The 15,088-nt window shown below is 72.2% G+C and carries 15 protein-coding genes; 8 read left to right on the top strand and 7 right to left on the bottom strand.

Annotation, left to right across the window (positions count from 1 at the left end; all coding sequences use genetic code 11):
* Positions 1–2: 2 nt before the first annotated feature.
* Positions 3–1,340, top strand: a complete 1,338-nt coding sequence (locus LO931_RS04890; RefSeq protein ID WP_229052161.1) for an AMP-binding protein — start codon at positions 3–5, stop codon at positions 1,338–1,340.
* Positions 1,341–1,398: 58 nt separating this feature from the next.
* Here LO931_RS04890 and LO931_RS04885 read toward each other — a convergent pair whose 3' ends face one another.
* Both LO931_RS04885 and LO931_RS04880 read right to left on the bottom strand, forming a co-directional pair.
* Positions 1,399–1,773, bottom strand: a complete 375-nt coding sequence (locus LO931_RS04885; protein ID WP_229052160.1) for a hypothetical protein — start codon at positions 1,771–1,773, stop codon at positions 1,399–1,401.
* A 161-nt stretch (positions 1,774–1,934) separates the two neighbouring features.
* Positions 1,935–3,062 (bottom strand): S1 family peptidase, encoded by a 1,128-nt coding sequence (locus LO931_RS04880; RefSeq protein WP_229052159.1) that lies wholly within the window; start codon positions 3,060–3,062, stop codon positions 1,935–1,937.
* A gap of 227 nt (positions 3,063–3,289) precedes the next feature.
* On the opposite strand from LO931_RS04880, the gene LO931_RS04875 reads away from it, so the two are divergent.
* Both LO931_RS04875 and LO931_RS04870 read left to right on the top strand, forming a co-directional pair.
* A complete protein-coding gene (locus LO931_RS04875; RefSeq protein ID WP_229052158.1) occupies positions 3,290–3,958 on the top strand; it encodes an SDR family oxidoreductase in 669 nt (222 codons plus the stop codon).
* 124 nt (positions 3,959–4,082) lie between these two features.
* Entirely contained in the window at positions 4,083–4,487 is a 405-nt protein-coding gene (locus LO931_RS04870; protein WP_229052157.1) for a DUF3151 domain-containing protein, read from the top strand.
* 22 nt (positions 4,488–4,509) lie between these two features.
* Here LO931_RS04870 and LO931_RS04865 read toward each other — a convergent pair whose 3' ends face one another.
* Positions 4,510–5,823: an MATE family efflux transporter gene (locus tag LO931_RS04865; protein WP_229052156.1), complete on the bottom strand. Its 1,314-nt coding sequence runs from the start codon at positions 5,821–5,823 to the stop codon at positions 4,510–4,512.
* Positions 5,820–6,767: a diacylglycerol kinase family protein gene (locus tag LO931_RS04860; RefSeq protein ID WP_229052155.1), complete on the bottom strand. Its 948-nt coding sequence runs from the start codon at positions 6,765–6,767 to the stop codon at positions 5,820–5,822. The genes LO931_RS04865 and LO931_RS04860 overlap by 4 nt, the downstream gene beginning before the upstream one ends.
* Positions 6,768–6,855: 88 nt before the next feature.
* On the opposite strand from LO931_RS04860, the gene LO931_RS04855 reads away from it, so the two are divergent.
* Positions 6,856–8,154 carry an adenylosuccinate synthase gene (locus LO931_RS04855; protein WP_229052154.1) on the top strand — a complete coding sequence of 433 codons (1,299 nt, stop codon included), beginning with the start codon at positions 6,856–6,858 and terminating at the stop codon, positions 8,152–8,154.
* Between the two features lie 4 nt (positions 8,155–8,158).
* Here LO931_RS04855 and LO931_RS04850 read toward each other — a convergent pair whose 3' ends face one another.
* Positions 8,159–8,737 carry a TetR/AcrR family transcriptional regulator gene (locus LO931_RS04850; RefSeq protein ID WP_229052153.1) on the bottom strand — a complete coding sequence of 193 codons (579 nt, stop codon included), beginning with the start codon at positions 8,735–8,737 and terminating at the stop codon, positions 8,159–8,161.
* Between the two features lie 121 nt (positions 8,738–8,858).
* Here LO931_RS04850 and LO931_RS04845 point away from each other — a divergent pair, with 121 nt between their 5' ends.
* From LO931_RS04845 to purB, 3 genes are read left to right on the top strand one after another with little or no spacing between them, the layout of a single operon-like run.
* Entirely contained in the window at positions 8,859–9,731 is an 873-nt protein-coding gene (locus LO931_RS04845) for an alpha/beta hydrolase (RefSeq protein ID WP_229052152.1), read from the top strand.
* Positions 9,732–9,777: 46 nt separating this feature from the next.
* Positions 9,778–11,037 (top strand): phosphoribosylamine--glycine ligase, encoded by a 1,260-nt coding sequence (gene purD, locus LO931_RS04840; protein ID WP_229052151.1) that lies wholly within the window; start codon positions 9,778–9,780, stop codon positions 11,035–11,037.
* Positions 11,038–11,092: 55 nt separating this feature from the next.
* The gene (purB, locus tag LO931_RS04835; RefSeq protein ID WP_229052150.1) at positions 11,093–12,514 is read left to right on the top strand and encodes an adenylosuccinate lyase; all 1,422 of its coding nucleotides are present in this window, start codon (positions 11,093–11,095) and stop codon (positions 12,512–12,514) included.
* A 77-nt stretch (positions 12,515–12,591) separates the two neighbouring features.
* Here purB and LO931_RS04830 read toward each other — a convergent pair whose 3' ends face one another.
* Both LO931_RS04830 and LO931_RS04825 read right to left on the bottom strand, forming a co-directional pair.
* On the bottom strand, positions 12,592–13,599 hold the full coding sequence (locus tag LO931_RS04830; RefSeq protein WP_229052149.1) for an LLM class flavin-dependent oxidoreductase: 1,008 nt from the start codon (positions 13,597–13,599) through the stop codon (positions 12,592–12,594).
* Positions 13,600–13,601: 2 nt separating this feature from the next.
* Complete coding sequence (locus LO931_RS04825) at positions 13,602–14,159, bottom strand: hypothetical protein (RefSeq protein ID WP_229052148.1); 558 nt, start codon at positions 14,157–14,159, stop codon at positions 13,602–13,604.
* 45 nt (positions 14,160–14,204) lie between these two features.
* Here LO931_RS04825 and LO931_RS04820 point away from each other — a divergent pair, with 45 nt between their 5' ends.
* Positions 14,205–15,068: a phosphoribosylaminoimidazolesuccinocarboxamide synthase gene (locus tag LO931_RS04820; protein WP_229052147.1), complete on the top strand. Its 864-nt coding sequence runs from the start codon at positions 14,205–14,207 to the stop codon at positions 15,066–15,068.
* The last annotated feature ends 20 nt before the right edge of the window (positions 15,069–15,088 follow it).

Here is a 15,088-nt window from a genome sequence, read left to right as displayed (position 1 = left end):
GCATGACGTCCCTGCCGATCGGTCGCGCGTTCACGGTGCTGGCCGAGCGCGAGCCGGACCGCCCGGCCGTGACGGCTGGAGGGTGCGTGGTGACGCGCGCGCGACTGGAGTCGCTGGGCAACCGGCTGGCGCGCACGTGGGCCGCCGACGGGGTCGGTCGCGACGACCTCGTGACGATCAGCCTGTCGAACGGACTCGACCTCGTGCTGGCGTGCGTCGCCGCATGGAAGCTGGGCGCGATCCCGCAACCCCTGTCGCCCCGCCTGCCGGCCGCCGAGCGGCTGCGACTTCTCGCGACGATCGACCCGCGGCTCGTGGTGGACGGACCGGTGGAGATCCGCACGAAGGACGACGCGCCTCTGCCGGACGCGGTCGCCTCGTCGTGGAAGGCGCCGACGTCGAGCGGCAGCACCGGGGTGCCGAAGCTCCTGCTGGACCCGAACCCGTCGTCGGTCGACGTCGACCGCCCGGTCGCACCGTTCGTGCCGCGTGACGTCGTGCAGCTCGTCGCGGGTCCGCTGTTCCACGCGGCGCCGTTCACGTACGCGATGCGCGGCCTGATGACGGGGCACGAGCTCGTGCTGATGGAGCGGTTCGACGCCGGTGCGGCGCTGGCCGCGATCGAGCGGCACCGGGTCGGCTGGACGATGCTCGTGCCGACGACGATGGCTCGCATCTGGCGGCATCCTGCGCGGGCCTCGACCGACGTGTCGTCGCTGCACTCCGTGATGCACATGGCGGCGAGGTGCCCCGAGCCGCTGAAGCGCGACTGGATCGACTGGCTCGGCGCTGAGCGGGTCGTCGAGGTGTACGCCGGCACGGAGGCGCAAGGGCTCACGATGATCCGCGGCGACGAGTGGCTGGTGCACCCCGGCTCGGTGGGTCGCCCGATGGCCGGGTCGCGCTTCCGTGCCGTGCGGCCGGACGGCTCGGACTGTGCGCCGGGCGAGGTGGGCGAGCTGCGGATGCAGCGTGACGGTGGACGGCCGGGGTGGCACGGCCTCGGCGACGCCGGGTGGGTCGACGCCGACGGGTACGTCTTCGTCGCCGACCGTCTCGACGACGCGATCACGGTCGGCGGGGTCACCGTGCACCCGGCGGACGTCGAGGCCGTCGTCGACTCGCACCCGGGGGTGCGCTCGTCGGTGGCGGTCGGCCGACCTGACCCCGAGCTGGGCGAGGTCGTGCACGTCCTGGCCGAGTCCGACGTCGATCCGGGCCTGCTCCTGGCCTGGGTGCGTGAGCGCGTCGATCCCGAGAAGCGTCCGCGCACCCTCGAGACGACCCGCGAGCCCCTCCGCGACGACACCGGCAAGACCCGCCGCGCCCGCCACCGCTGACCACCCTGCACCTCCGGGGCGGTGACCTACGCGCCGTTCGCGAGGTCGGGACGGCGCCTCACTCGCCGCCCAAGTCGAGGTAGACGTCGCGCAGGGAGACGACCACAGCAAGCTCGTCGCCGGCGTGTGAGCAGTCACGTAAAGCGTCGTCGATGCTGTTGGACGGCTCAATGACGTCCGACAGTCCGTCGCGAGTGACCAGTAGGCCGGACGCTGGCCCCAGCTCCGTGCCGACCGGGATGAGGAGACCCGCGTAGACGATGGCCGGCGGGTCGGACTGCCTCACCTCGGCCCCGGTCGGCAGCACCAGCAGCCGGTGGCCCGTGGCGGTCGTCGGATCAGCGACCACCAAGCAGCCGTCGCGGACGATGAGTTCGCCCGATATGGGTGTCCGGGGCAGGTCGAGGCGCCCGTCGGCGGTGACGGTCGCCACCGGCGGATCCGGCCGGGCCGAGGCGTTCGGGTTGGCCGTTTCCGTTCCCCCACTCGTGCAACCGCTGGCGATCACGAGCGCCGTGCCCGTCAAGGCCCGCGCGACGGCGACTCTGGTCAGGCATCGAGGCGTCAAGCAACCGCGGCTCGGTGTCACCCTGCTCATGAACAGACCGGGTGTCGGCAGATGTCGACATTCAGCCCGAACTCGACTCCGGATGAACTGGTCGAGGCGGTCAAGAGTCCGTCCTGGGATATCGAGGAGACGATTCCGAATGCGGTATTGCCTCCGTAGAGGGGTCCGCCACTGTCGCCCTCGGCGCCCGAGAAGTTGGTCAACACCTGGTTACCTTTCGTTCCGGTCTGTGTAGTGATCCATTGATTGACTGCCACAGCGGAACCACATTTGCGGCCCGTCGTCTTGCCGTAGGCGCAGACACCGCCCTCGCCCGCGTATGGCGTTCTGACATCCAGCACGGGCCGACCGGCATTGGTGTCAGCGTGGAACCAGGCGTCCATCATGCGGCTCGACCGATGGAACTGACTGTCTCCGCGGCCGATGCTGCTGGTCACGACGTGGGCGAGTGGGTACACCTCGTGCGTACCTTCGTGGTAGTAGCTGAGATTGTCAGGGCAGTGCCCAGCCGTGGCCACGCCGAGCTGTGTGGAACCCCGCCGTTTGGCCACGAATCCTGAGGTGCACTGGCCGAGGCCCGTCAAGGTCGAGACAAGCCACGTGCCACCGGCGCGGCCGTAGGAGGCATCCTCGAAGACAGTTGGTGAGTGCGAGACCTGCAGCACGAACGGGCCGGGAGGGAGCAACGACGAGATGCCTGGCTCCGGGACATCAGCGGTGTCACCCGTCAGAACCACCCGGATGACTCCTCTGCCCGCGACCGGGTCGGGGCCGATGATGAAGCCCCGGTCGGGACTGGCGTCGAGCATGACTCCCACCTGGTCGACGAGGGTCGCAGCCGCTGCGATGTACTCGTCCTGGGTGAATCCCACGTACTCCTCGAACTCAAGCCGTGAGTCTCCACCTTCGAGAAGGTCTCGTGCTCTCTCGGGGGCTCCGGCTTTGAAACCGACGTGAGCGACGGTGTCGTCAGTGAAGTAGGCGTAGGCGAAGTCGTCCGGGTAGTCCGACTCGACGGTCGCGATCGTCGCACCGACGTCGCGCGCACTCTGCCACCGTGACTCCTCGGCATCAGCGACGGCGTTCGCGAACACTGCCGAGTCGACGATGCTGTCGCCGGCGGCAGCGACGGACGCCGTTGCTCCGAGAAGCACAGCGATCGCGAGCGTAGTGAGTGGGATGCGCCGCGGATGTCGCCGACGGGTCCGAGGAGGTTCCATCGACAGAGCGTGCGCCGTACCTGCGTCACTCGGCAATGACCCGGGGAACGGACGTCCGACCGTCGCCCGGGGTGGAGGGGGTGGTCGGCCTGCGAGATCACCACGACCGGGGCAGTCTGGGAGGAGTCCCCGTTCGACGAACCTCCTGGAGGAACCACCCCATGCCGACCCTCGCCATCATCGGAGCCGGATCGAACCTGGGGGCCGCCGTGGCTCGCCGCTTCGCGAAGGAGGGCTTCTCCGTCGGACTGGTCTCGCGCAACCTCGACCGCACGACCGAGCTCGCCGGGACGCTGCAGTCCGAGGGCATCACGGCCCGCGGCTACACCGCCGACGTGCGCGACCCGGCGAGCCTGCGTGACGCGCTCGACGCCGTCTCGGCCGACCTCGGCCCGATCGACGTGCTGCAGTACAGCCCGCTGCCGGCCAAGGAGTACCTGCGCCCCGTGCTCGAGACGACGGTCGAGGACCTGCAGCCCGCGCTCGAGTTCTCGATCCTCGGCCCGCTCGCCGCGATCCACCACGTCACCCAGCACATGCGCTTCCTCGGTGGCGGCACCGTGCTGCTCGTCAACGGCGGCAGCGCCGTGCGCCCGGTCGCGAAGTTCGCGGGCACGTCGGTCGCGTTCGCGGGCGAGTCGGCCCTCGGCCAGATGCTGCACGAGGCGCTCGCGCCCGACGACATCCACGTCGGCCAGCTGATCATCCCCGGTGCGATCGAGCCCGGCCACCCGCGCAAGGACCCGGAGGTCATCGCCGAGCGGCTCTGGGAGATGCACCGCGACCACGGCGACTTCCGGGTCTACGCCCAGGACCTCGACGCGGAGTGAGCCCGGGGATTCGTGGGTGAACCCAGCTATCCCTCCTCGTGCGCACGAAGATTCGTGCGCACGAGGAGGGATATGAGCGGTCTCGTGGGAAACCGTCGACCGTCGCCCGGCTAGGGTCGGCACCATGAGCAACCTGCTGGGAGAACCGCCGGAGACCCTGCTGCCCGAGGACCCGGGTGCGAGTCGGATCTCTGCGGGTGAGCCTGCGCGTGACGTCGCGGCCACCGTGCCGGAGTCGACGCTCGCCTGGGCGCTGCTGGCCGCCGAGGCGCTCGCCGGAGGCAGCGACGTCGAGGGCTACGCCTACGCGCGGACCTCGTACCACCGATCCCTCGACCTCCTGCGCCGCAACGGCTGGAAGGGCCACGGCCCCGTGCCGTGGGGCCACGAGCCGAACCGCGGCTTCCTGCGCTCGCTCGCCGTGCTCGCCGACGGGTCCGAGCGGCTCGGCGACGAGGTCGAGGCGCACCGCTGCCGCGAGTTCCTGCGCGAGTCGAGCCCCGAGGCGTACGCGATCCTCGTCGGCTGACACCCCGTCCTTGGGGGGAGGCTCAGCCCAGCACCAGCCACCGCTCGCCGCGGCGCCGGTGCTCGAGGGTGGCCCAGCGGGCGGCGATGAAGCCCGCGTAGGCGACCCACAGCCAGGTCAGTCCGGCGTCGGTCGCCCCGGCGAGCACCGCGAAGGGCGCGTACGCCGCGAGCGCGATCGCCCCTGCGACGGCGAGGTAGCGGCCGTCGCCGGCTCCGATCAGCACCCCGTCGAGCACGAACACCGCGCCCGACAGCGGCTGCACCACGGCTGCGGCCAGGAGCGCGGGCACCAGGACGTCGACCACGGCCGGGTCCGAGGTGAACGCCGCCGGCAGCCACGGCGTCAGCGCGGCGAGCACCAGGCCGATCACGGCCCCGAGCCCCCATCCCCACCGCACCATCTGTGCCGTCAGCGATCGCGTCAGCGCGGCGTCCCCGGCGCCGAGGGCACGGCCGGTCAGGGTCTGGCCGGCGATGGCGATCGCGTCGAGGGCGAACGCGCAGAACGTCACGACGATCGCGGTCACCTGGTAGGCCGCGAGCGAGGCGTCGCCGAACGTCGCGGCCACCGCCGTGGCCAGGAGCACCGCGACCCGCAGCGTCGCGGTGCGCAGCAGGAGCGGCACGCCCGCCCGGGCGGCGGCCAGCACCGGGCCGAGCCGGGGACGAGGGCTCACACCATCGGCCGTGGCCCGTCGGACGACGGTCACGACGAGCCACGTCGCCGCTCCCCACTGGGCGATCACGGTGCCCAGGGCCGCCCCGCCCACGCCCCAGCCGAGCGCGTAGATCAGCACCGCGTTGAGCCCCACGTTCGCGACGCAGGCCGACACGGTCGCGTACAGGGGCGTGCGCAGGTCGAGGACGCCACGCAGCGCTCCGGTGGCGGCGAGCGCGAGCAGCAGCGCAGGCACCCCGGCCGCGCTGATCCGCAGGTAGGTCGAGGCGTGGTCCGCGACCTCGGGCGAGCTCGCCAGCGCGCCGCTCACCGGTTCGGCGACCACCAGGGCGAGCCCGCCCAGGACGACGCCCAGCGCCGCGGCCAGCCAGACCCCGCCGAACGCCTGGCTCCCGGCCTCGGTCGCCCGGCCTGCGCCGTGGCTGCGGGCCACCGCGGCGGTCGTCCCGTACGCGAGGAACACGCAGAGACCGGCGATCGTCGTGAGCACCACGGACGCCACCGCCAACCCGGCCAGCTCGGCGGTGCCGAGGTGGCCGATCATGGCGGTGTCGGCCAGGAGCATGACGGGCTCGGCCACGAGCGCGGCGAAGGCCGGGACCGCCACCGCCAGGATCTGGCGGGACGTCCCGACGCGGGGTGCGGCGCCGCTCACCGACCCGTGGGCACCAGCAGACGCCAGGCACCGGGCTCGAGAGTCCAGGAGTGGGTGGTGGCGGGGTCGGTCAGCTCGCCATCGCTGTTGCCGGGGATGCCCTCCTCGAGCGCGGATCCCCTCACCAGCACCGACAGGGTCGTGCCCCGCAGCGGCTCGGTGTCGTCGCCCTCGACGTGACGCCCGCTGCGCAGCTTCCAGGCGTACTTCAGCCGTCGCAGCGGCTTGTCGGCCCACGACACGACGACGTCGAGCCGGCCGTCGAACGGGTCGGCGTTCGGCAGCAGCGGGGCGCCACCGCCGACGTAGCGACCGTTGCCGACGGCCACCTGCAGGAGGCGACCCCGGACCGGCACCTTCGTGCCGTCCACGTGGACCTCGCCGCGGAAGCCCTCGGCCGAGAACCCCGAGGCGATCGCGCCGACCCCGTAGCCGATGATGCCGAAGCGCTCCTTCCACGGCTTCGCCGCCACCGCGGCGTCGGCACCGACTCCGACGTGCGCGGCGTTGACCACGACCGAGCCGTCGTCGGCGCGGATCAGGTCGACGTCCCGCTCCGTGGCCGTGGGGAGGTCGCGAGCGGCGGCCGCCGGGTCGTCGGCCGCGACCCCGATCGTGCGGGCGAAGTCGTTGCCCGTGCCCAGCGGCACCAGCCCCACCACGACGTCGCGGAGGCGGTCGAGGTGGTCCAGCGCCGAGACCACCGCGTGCAGGCTGCCGTCGCCCCCGAGCGTCACGACCGTCGCGCCGGAGGGCACCTTCGCCAGGGCGTCGGCCAGGTCGTCGAGGTCCTCGGTGCGTGCGACCTCGACCTCGACCGACTCCTGCAACGCCGCGACGACCGCGTCGACGACCCCGTCCGCGCTGCTGCCGGCAGCCGAGTTCACGACCACGGTCCAGGGGGTCGTCGCCGGCTGGTCGTCACGGCTCGCGGAGGGGTTCACGTTGGAAACAGTAGGCCCGGGGCGGCTAGACTGCGGTCGCAAGAGCCCCGCGAGCGGGGCTTGTCTCATGTCGTGAGGGGTGGGCTGCATGCCCGCAGTCGTGATCGTGGGCGCCCAGTGGGGCGACGAGGGCAAGGGCAAGGCCACCGACCTGCTCGGGAGCCGGGTCGACTACGTGGTCAAGTTCAACGGCGGCAACAACGCCGGCCACACCGTCGTGATCGGCGACGAGAAGTACGCCCTCCACCTGCTGCCCAGCGGCATCCTGACCCCGGGGTGCGTGCCGATCATCGGTAACGGCGTCGTGGTCGACCTCGACGTCCTGTTCCACGAGATCGACGGCCTCGAGGCCCGCGGCATCGACACGAGCGCCTTGCTCGTCAGCGCGAACGCCCACGTCATCGCCGACTACAACCGCACGCTCGACAAGGTCACGGAGCGCTTCCTCGGCAGCCGCAAGATCGGCACCACGGGCCGCGGCATCGGTCCCACCTACGCCGACAAGATGAACCGGCTCGGCGTGCGCGTGCAGGACCTCTTCGACGAGAAGATCCTGCGGGCCAAGGTCGAGGGCGCGCTCGAGCTCAAGAACCAGATCCTCACCAAGGTCTACAACCGCCGTGCGGTCAGCGTCGACGAGATCGTCGAGCAGCTGCTGGTGCACGCCGACCGGCTCTCGCCCATGGTCGCCGACACGGCCCTCGTGCTGCACGAGGCGCTCAGCCGCGACGAGACCGTGCTGCTCGAGGCCGGTCAGGCCACGCTGCTCGACGTCGACCACGGCACGTACCCGTTCGTGACCTCGTCGTCGGCGACGACGGGCGGCGCGTGCACCGGCTCGGGCATCGCGCCGACCCAGATCTCGCGCGTCATCGGCATCGTCAAGGCCTACGCCACGCGCGTGGGGGAGGGGCCGTTCCCGACCGAGCTCACCGGTGACGTCGACCCCGCCGGCGACGGCGAGAAGCTGCGCACGGCCGGCGGCGAGTTCGGCACCACGACGGGCCGTCCGCGCCGCACCGGCTGGTACGACGCCCCGATCGCCCGCTACGCGGCGCGCATCAACGGCGTCACCGACTTCGTCCTGACCAAGCTCGACGTCCTGACCGGCTGGGAGCAGATCCCGGTGTGCGTGGCGTACGACGTCGACGGCGAGCGCGTCGACGAGATGCCCGTCAGCCAGACCGGCTTCCACCACGCGAAGCCGATCTACGAGTACTTCCCCGGGTGGACCGAGGACATCTCCGGGGCGCGCGAGCTCGCCGACCTGCCGGCCAACGCGCAGGCCTACGTCCGCGAGCTCGAGGCCATCAGCGGCGCCCGCATCTCCGCGGTCGGCGTGGGCCCGGACCGCGAGGAGACCGTGGTCCTGCACGACCTCCTCTGACGAGTCAGGCGAGGACGCGGGCCGCGCTCGATCGGAACGCCGACTCGAGGGACTCGGCGCCGGGCTCGTCCTGGCCGTCGAGGTAGCTGCCGACGAGCATCGCGTCGCGCAGCAGCACGAGCGACGCCGCCCGCTGGTCGGGGTCGTCGAGCCCGGCCCCCCGCAGCAGCTGCGCGAGCGTCTCGCGGAACCAGTCGCGGTGGTGGCGCACGACCTGCCGGACCGTGCTCGACGGGTCGGGGAACTCGGCGCTCGCGTTGATGAAGGGGCACCCGCGACGGTGCAGCTGGGTCGCGTCGGCGGCGATGCCGTCGATCACGGCGGCGACGAGCTCGTGCGGGTCGGACGTCTGAGCGGCGGCGCCGGCGAAGAGGGCGCGGAGGGTGGCGTCCTCCTGCTCGAGGTAGGCCACGACGAGCCCCTCCTTGCCGGCGAAGTGGCGGTACATCGTGGCGCGGGTGACGCCGGCCTCGGCGACGATCCGGTCGACCCCGACCGCGGTGATGCCCTCGGCGTAGAAGAGCTGCGCCGCGGTGCGCAGGAGGCGGTCGCGGGGCTCGGACGGGGTGGTGGTGGTGGACACGTGTCGAGGGTAGACAGAAAAAGTTCAAAAAGAAAGAACGATCGTTCTTGACAGAGGTCGATAGGCGGTGCCATGCTCGAAACACACAAGAACGATCGTTCTTTCTACTTCAGGAGTCATCATGAGCCGCTCGACCATCACCCGCCCCGCCCCCTCCGTCCTGTCCGCCCGCGAGTCGGCCCAGGTGGCCGCCGCCAACGCCTCGGGTCGCCGCCCGGTCGTCCTCGTCCACGGCCTCTGGCTGCTGGCCTCGAGCTGGGACGCATGGAAGTCCCGCTTCGAGGACGAGGGCTACGCCGTCGTCGCCGTCGACTGGCCCGGCGACGCCGCCGACCGCGAGGCCGCGCTGACCGACGAGACGCTCGCCGGCACCTCGGTCGCGGAGGTCGCCGACCACGTCGCCGCCGTCGTCGAGGGCCTCGACCAGAAGCCGATCCTGATCGGGCACTCCTTCGGCGGACTGCTGGTGCAGATGGTCGCCGGCCGCGGTCTGGCCGAGGCCACCGTCGCGATCGATCCCGCGCCGAGCCGCGGCGTCCTGCCGCTGCCGTTCAGCGCGCTGAAGGCCGCGTTCCCCGTGCTCGGCAACCCCGCCAACCGCGGGCGGACCGTGCTGCTGACGTTCGACGAGTTCCGCTACGGCTTCGCCAACGCGGTGCCCGAGGCCGAGGCGCGTGAGCTCTACGAGACGCAGCACGTGCCGGCCGCCGGCCGCCCGCTCTTCCAGGCCGCGACCGCCAACGTGTGGCCGTGGACCGTGGTGCGGGCCGACAAGAAGAACCCGGAGCGCGGCCCGATGCTCGTCGTGACCGGCGAGAAGGACAACATCGTCCCCTTCGCCCTCGCGAACGCGGCCTTCAAGCGCCAGTCGCGCAACCCCGGCGTGACCGAGCTCGTCGAGATCCCCGACGCGGGCCACTCCCTGGTCATCGACTCCCGCTGGAGCGCCACCGCCGACGCCGCGCTCACCTTCCTCAGGGCGCAGGGCCTCTGAACCCGCCCGCCCCTTCGCCCGCCCCGCCCTCGCTAGGGTGAGGCGGGTGAAGACGCTCGTGATCGGGACCGGCGGCCGTGAGCACGCCCTCGCCCTCGCCCTGTCCCGCGACCCCGCCGTGACGGAGGTCCACGCGGCCCCGGGCAACCCCGGCATCGCCGCGGTCGCGACCCTGCACGAGGTCGACCCGATGGACGGCGACGCGGTCGCTCGCCTGGCCACCGAGGTCGGGGCCGAGCTCGTCGTCGTCGGGCCCGAGGCGCCGCTCGTCGCGGGTGTCGCGGACGCCGTGCGCGCCGCCGGCATCGACTGCTTCGGGCCCACCGCGCAGGCGGCTCAGCTGGAGGGCTCGAAGGCCTTCGCGAAGGAGATCATGGCGGCGGCCGAGGTGCCCACCGCGATGGCTCGCGTGTGCACGACCCAGGAGGAGATCGAGGCGGCCCTCGACGCGTTCGGCGCGCCACACGTCGTGAAGGACGACGCGCTCGCCGCCGGCAAGGGAGTCGTCGTCACCGACGACCGCCAGGAGGCGCTCGACCACGCGCTGTCCTGCGACCGCGTCGTGATCGAGGAGTTCCTCGACGGGCCGGAGGTGTCGCTGTTCGCGATCACCGACGGCGAGACCGTGCTGCCGCTGCAGCCGGCGCAGGACTTCAAGCGGGCCCTCGACGGTGACGAGGGCCCCAACACGGGTGGCATGGGTGCCTACACGCCGCTGGCGTGGGCGCCGGACGACCTCGTGGCCGACGTGACCCGGCGCGTGCTCGTGCCGACGGTGCAGGAGATGGCGCGTCGCGGCACGCCGTTCGCCGGGTTGCTCTACGCGGGTCTCGCGCTCACGAGCCGCGGCGTGAAGGTCGTCGAGTTCAACGCACGCTTCGGCGACCCGGAGACGCAGGCGCTGCTCGCGATGCTGCGCACGCCGCTCTCGGCGCTCCTGCGCGGTGCCGCGAACGGGACCCTCGCCCAGGTCGGGCTCCCGCAGTGGACCGGCGGCTCGGCCGTCACCGTGGTGATGGCCTCGCGCGGCTACCCCGCCTCCAGCAGCTCCGGCGACCGCATCCTCGGCGTCGATGCCGCCAACGCGATCGAGGGGGTCGACGTGATCCACGCCGGCACCGGCCTGGACGACGACGGCAACCTCGTGACGGCCGGCGGCCGGGTGCTCGCGGTGACGGCGATCGGCGACGACCTCGAGCAGGCGCGCATCCGTGCGTACGCCGGGGTCGACGCGGTCATCATCGAGGGCGGCCAGCACCGCACCGACATCGCCCTCGCCGCCCAGCTCGGCGACATCACCCTCTGACCCCACCCACCCCGCCCCGGGCGGGGGTGGCGGGGTGGGCTGCGAGAATGGGCGGGTGACCGCTCCGAACGTCCTCGCCTCGCGCTACGCCTCCGCCGAGCTCGCCCGACTCTGGTCGCCCGAGCACAAGATCGTGCTGGAGCGTCAGCTCTGGATCGCCGTGCTGAAGGCGCAGCGCGACCTCGGCATCGAGACCCCCGACGGGGTGATCGAGGCCTACGAGGCCGTCGTCGACCAGGTCGACCTCGACTCCATCGCAGCGCGCGAGCGCGTGACCCGCCACGACGTCAAGGCGCGCATCGAGGAGTTCGCCGCGCTGGCGGGCACCGAGCACATCCACAAGGGCATGACCTCGCGCGACCTCACCGAGAACGTCGAGCAGCTGCAGGTCAAGGCCTCGCTCGATCTCGTCCGTCGCCGCGTCGTCGCGACCCTCGCCCGCCTCACCCGCCTCGCGGGTGAGAACGCCGAGCTCGTCATGGCCGGTCGCAGCCACAACGTCGCCGCTCAGGCCACGACCCTCGGCAAGCGCTTCGCGACCGTCGCCGACGAGCTGCTCGTGGCGCTCGGCCGCATCGACTCTCTGCTCGAGCGCTACCCGCTGCGCGGCATCAAGGGCCCCGTCGGCACGGGTCAGGACATGCTCGACCTGCTCGGCGGCGACGTGGCCCTGCTGGCCGAGCTCGAGGACCGCGTCGCGTCGCACCTCGGCTTCGCGAACGTGCTCACCAGCGTCGGCCAGGTGTACCCGCGGTCCCTCGACTACGACGTCGTCACGGCCCTCGCCCAGACCGTCGCCGCACCGAGCAACCTCGCCACCACGATCCGCCTCATGGCAGGCAACGAGCTCGTGACCGAGGGCTTCAAGCCCGGGCAGGTCGGCTCCAGCGCGATGCCGCACAAGATGAACACCCGCTCCTGCGAGCGCGTCAACGGCCTCTCGGTCATCGTGCGCGGGTACGTCTCGATGATCGGCGAGCTCGCCGGCGACCAGTGGAACGAGGGCGACGTCTCGTGCTCGGTCGTGCGCCGGGTGGCTCTGCCGGACGCCTTCTACGCGACCGACGGCCTCTTCGAGACGTTCCTGACCGTGCTCGACGAGTTCGGCGTCTTCCCGGCCGTCGTGCAGCGCGAGCTCGACCGCTACCTGCCGTTCCTCGCCACGACGAAGGTGCTGATGGCCGCCGTCCGCGCCGGCGTGGGCCGCGAGGCCGCGCACGAGGCGATCAAGGAGCACGCCGTCTCGGTCGCGCTGGAGATGCGCGAGCAGGGGACCGCCGAGAACGACCTGTTCGCGCGGCTCGCCGCCGACGAACGTCTCGGCCTGACCGAGGCCGACCTCGCGTCGCTCGTCGCCGAGCCGATCGCGTTCACCGGCGCCGCGACGCACCAGGTGGCCTCGATCGTCGCGCGGGTCGAGGAGGTCCTCGAGGCCGATCCCGAGGCCGCCGCCTACACCCCCGGCGCCATCCTCTAGCCGCCGAGATGTGTGGACTTGCGCCCCACATCGCTCGTCGGAATGGGGCGTAAGTCCACACATCTGGTCGGGTCGGGTCAGGTGGGGGACCAGCCGAGCTCGGGGCCGAGCCGCGTCGCGACGTCGGTGAGGATCTGCACGTAGTCGTCGGGCTCGAACGTGAACGGCAGCGCGAACACGACCTCGTCGACCGCCTGGTACCCCGCGTGCGCCTGCAGCTGCTCGGCGATCGCGGCGGACTCGCCCACCAGGTCGGGCGCGAACATCATGCGAGCCGGCCCCTGGGGCTCCCGTGTGCGGGCCAGACGCGACTCCGCGTACGCCTCGTACTTGGCCCGCTGCTCCGGCGTGGCCGAGTCGGTCGGCACCACCACGAGACCCTGGGAGGCGCGCGCCGCCTGACCGAGGGGGTGTCGAGCGCGGAACTCCTCGACCTGGGCGCGCTGGATGCGGGCGAAGTCGTCGTCCTCCTCGGCCTTCACGACGCTGCTGGTCAGGAGGTTGAGCCCCTGTTCCCCGGCCCAGCGGGCCGATCCGAGGCTCGCCGCGCCGTACCAGACCCGCTCCGCGAGCCCGGGGGAGTGCGGCTGGATGCGGGTCGAGTACGTCTCGATCCCGACCGTGCCCTCGAACGTGCTGACCGGCTCGCCCCGCAGGTTCGCGACGAGCCGCGAGACCCGGTCGTACGAGAAGTCCTCGGCGTCGGCCGTGTGCGGGTAGAGGTGGTCCTTGAGGTGCTCGTAGTTCATCGGCGGGCCGACGCTGACGCCCGGGTTGAGGCGACCGCCGCTCAGCACGTCGACCGTCGCGAGGTCCTCGGCCAGACGGAACGGGTTCTCCAGCCCGAGCGGCGTCACGGCCGTGCCGAGCTCGATGCGGCTCGTGCGCTGCGACGCCGCGGCCAGCACCGCGACGGGCGAGGAGATGCCGTGCTGCAGGTGGCGGTGGCGCAGCCAGGCGGAGTCGAACCCGAGCTGCTCGCCCAGCTCGATGAGCCGCAGCGTGGCCTCGTGGCCCGGTCCGGGGTCGTGCTCGTCGAACAGCCCGATGGTCAGGAACCCGAGACGGCGAAGGGGAGCGGTCACGGTCAGCTCCCGGAGAGCCAGGCGAGGGCGACGGGCGCGGACTGCTCGGCCCAGGTCGCGGTGAGCGTGCCCGACGAGGACGGCGCCGGCTCGTCCGGGGCGATCGCGACGGCGACGTGCAGCTGGCCCGAGCCGGCTCCCGATCCGCGCACGGCGGCGGTCGACGCTCGGCGGGGGACCGGCGTGCCGTCAGGGGCCACGGTCGCGACCTCGCTGCCGCCCTCCCGGATCACCGACGTCGTCGCACCGACGTAGACCGGGTCGCTCGTGCCGAGGTAGACCCAGCGGCGCCCGAGGACGGAGTGCTCCGTCTCGCCGATCAGCTCGCCCCCGACCAGGGCGGCCGCGCGGTACGTCACCGGCACCTGGACCACGCCGCCGCCCACCCGGAGCAGGAACGTCTCGATGCCCACCTCCCCGGCGGGATCGTCGAGCCGGAAGCTCGCCTCGGGCTTCGGCACCTCCGCCCCGGTCGGCCACCACGGCTGCGTCGGCAGCCAGGCGGTGAGGAGCTCGTGCTTGGTGGGGGTCATGTCGGCCCCGGTGTGGACGATCGCCATGCCGCCATCGTGCCTGCTGCGCGACGCGACCACTAGCCTGGTCCCGTGACGCCTGAGATCCCCGGAGCCACCCATCTGCACTCGGGCAAGGTCCGCGACCTGTACACGCTGCCCGACGGCCACCTGCTGATGGTCGCCTCCGACCGCATCAGTGCGTTCGACCACGTGCTGAGCCCCGGCATCCCCGACAAGGGCGAGATCCTCACGCGCATGTCGCTGTGGTGGTTCGACCAGCTCGCCGACCTCGTGCCGCACCACGTGATCTCGACCGACGTGCCCGAGTCCGTCGCCGGCCGAGCGGTTGTTTGCGAGAGCCTCGCGATGTTCCCCGTCGAGTGCGTCGCCCGCGGCTACCTGACCGGCTCGGGCCTGATCGACTACACCGAGACGGGCTCGGTCTGCGGCGTCCCGCTCCCGGACGGCCTGGTCGACGGCTCGCGGCTGCCCGAGCCGATCTTCACCCCCGCCACGAAGGCCGACCTCGGCGAGCACGACGAGAACGTCGACTTCGACCACGTCGTCGCCACGGTGGGGGCCGAGGTCGCCGAGCGCCTGCGCGACCTGACCCTCGCGGTGTACGCCCGCGCCGAGGCGGTCGCGCGCGAGCGCGGCATCATCCTGGCCGACACGAAGCTCGAGTTCGGGGCGCGCGCGGACGGCACGATCGTGCTCGCCGACGAGGTCCTGACCCCCGACTCCTCGCGGTTCTGGCCCGCCGACGACCTGCGCCCGGGTGGTCCGCAGCCGTCCTACGACAAGCAGATCGTCCGCAACTGGCTGCTCTCGCCCGAGTCCGGCTGGGACAAGGCCGCCGACGTGCCGCCGCCCACCCTGCCCGCCGAGGTCGTCGACCGCACGCGCGCCCGCTACGTCGAGGCGTACGAACGCCTCACGGGCCAGGCGTTCTGACCGTTCCTGTGCGTCGGCGC

The organism is Aeromicrobium sp. Leaf350 (assembly GCF_916858655.1).
In the GTDB taxonomy this organism is placed as follows: Bacteria; Actinomycetota; Actinomycetes; order Propionibacteriales; family Nocardioidaceae; genus Aeromicrobium.
This window is presented reverse-complemented; position numbering and strand designations above follow the sequence as displayed.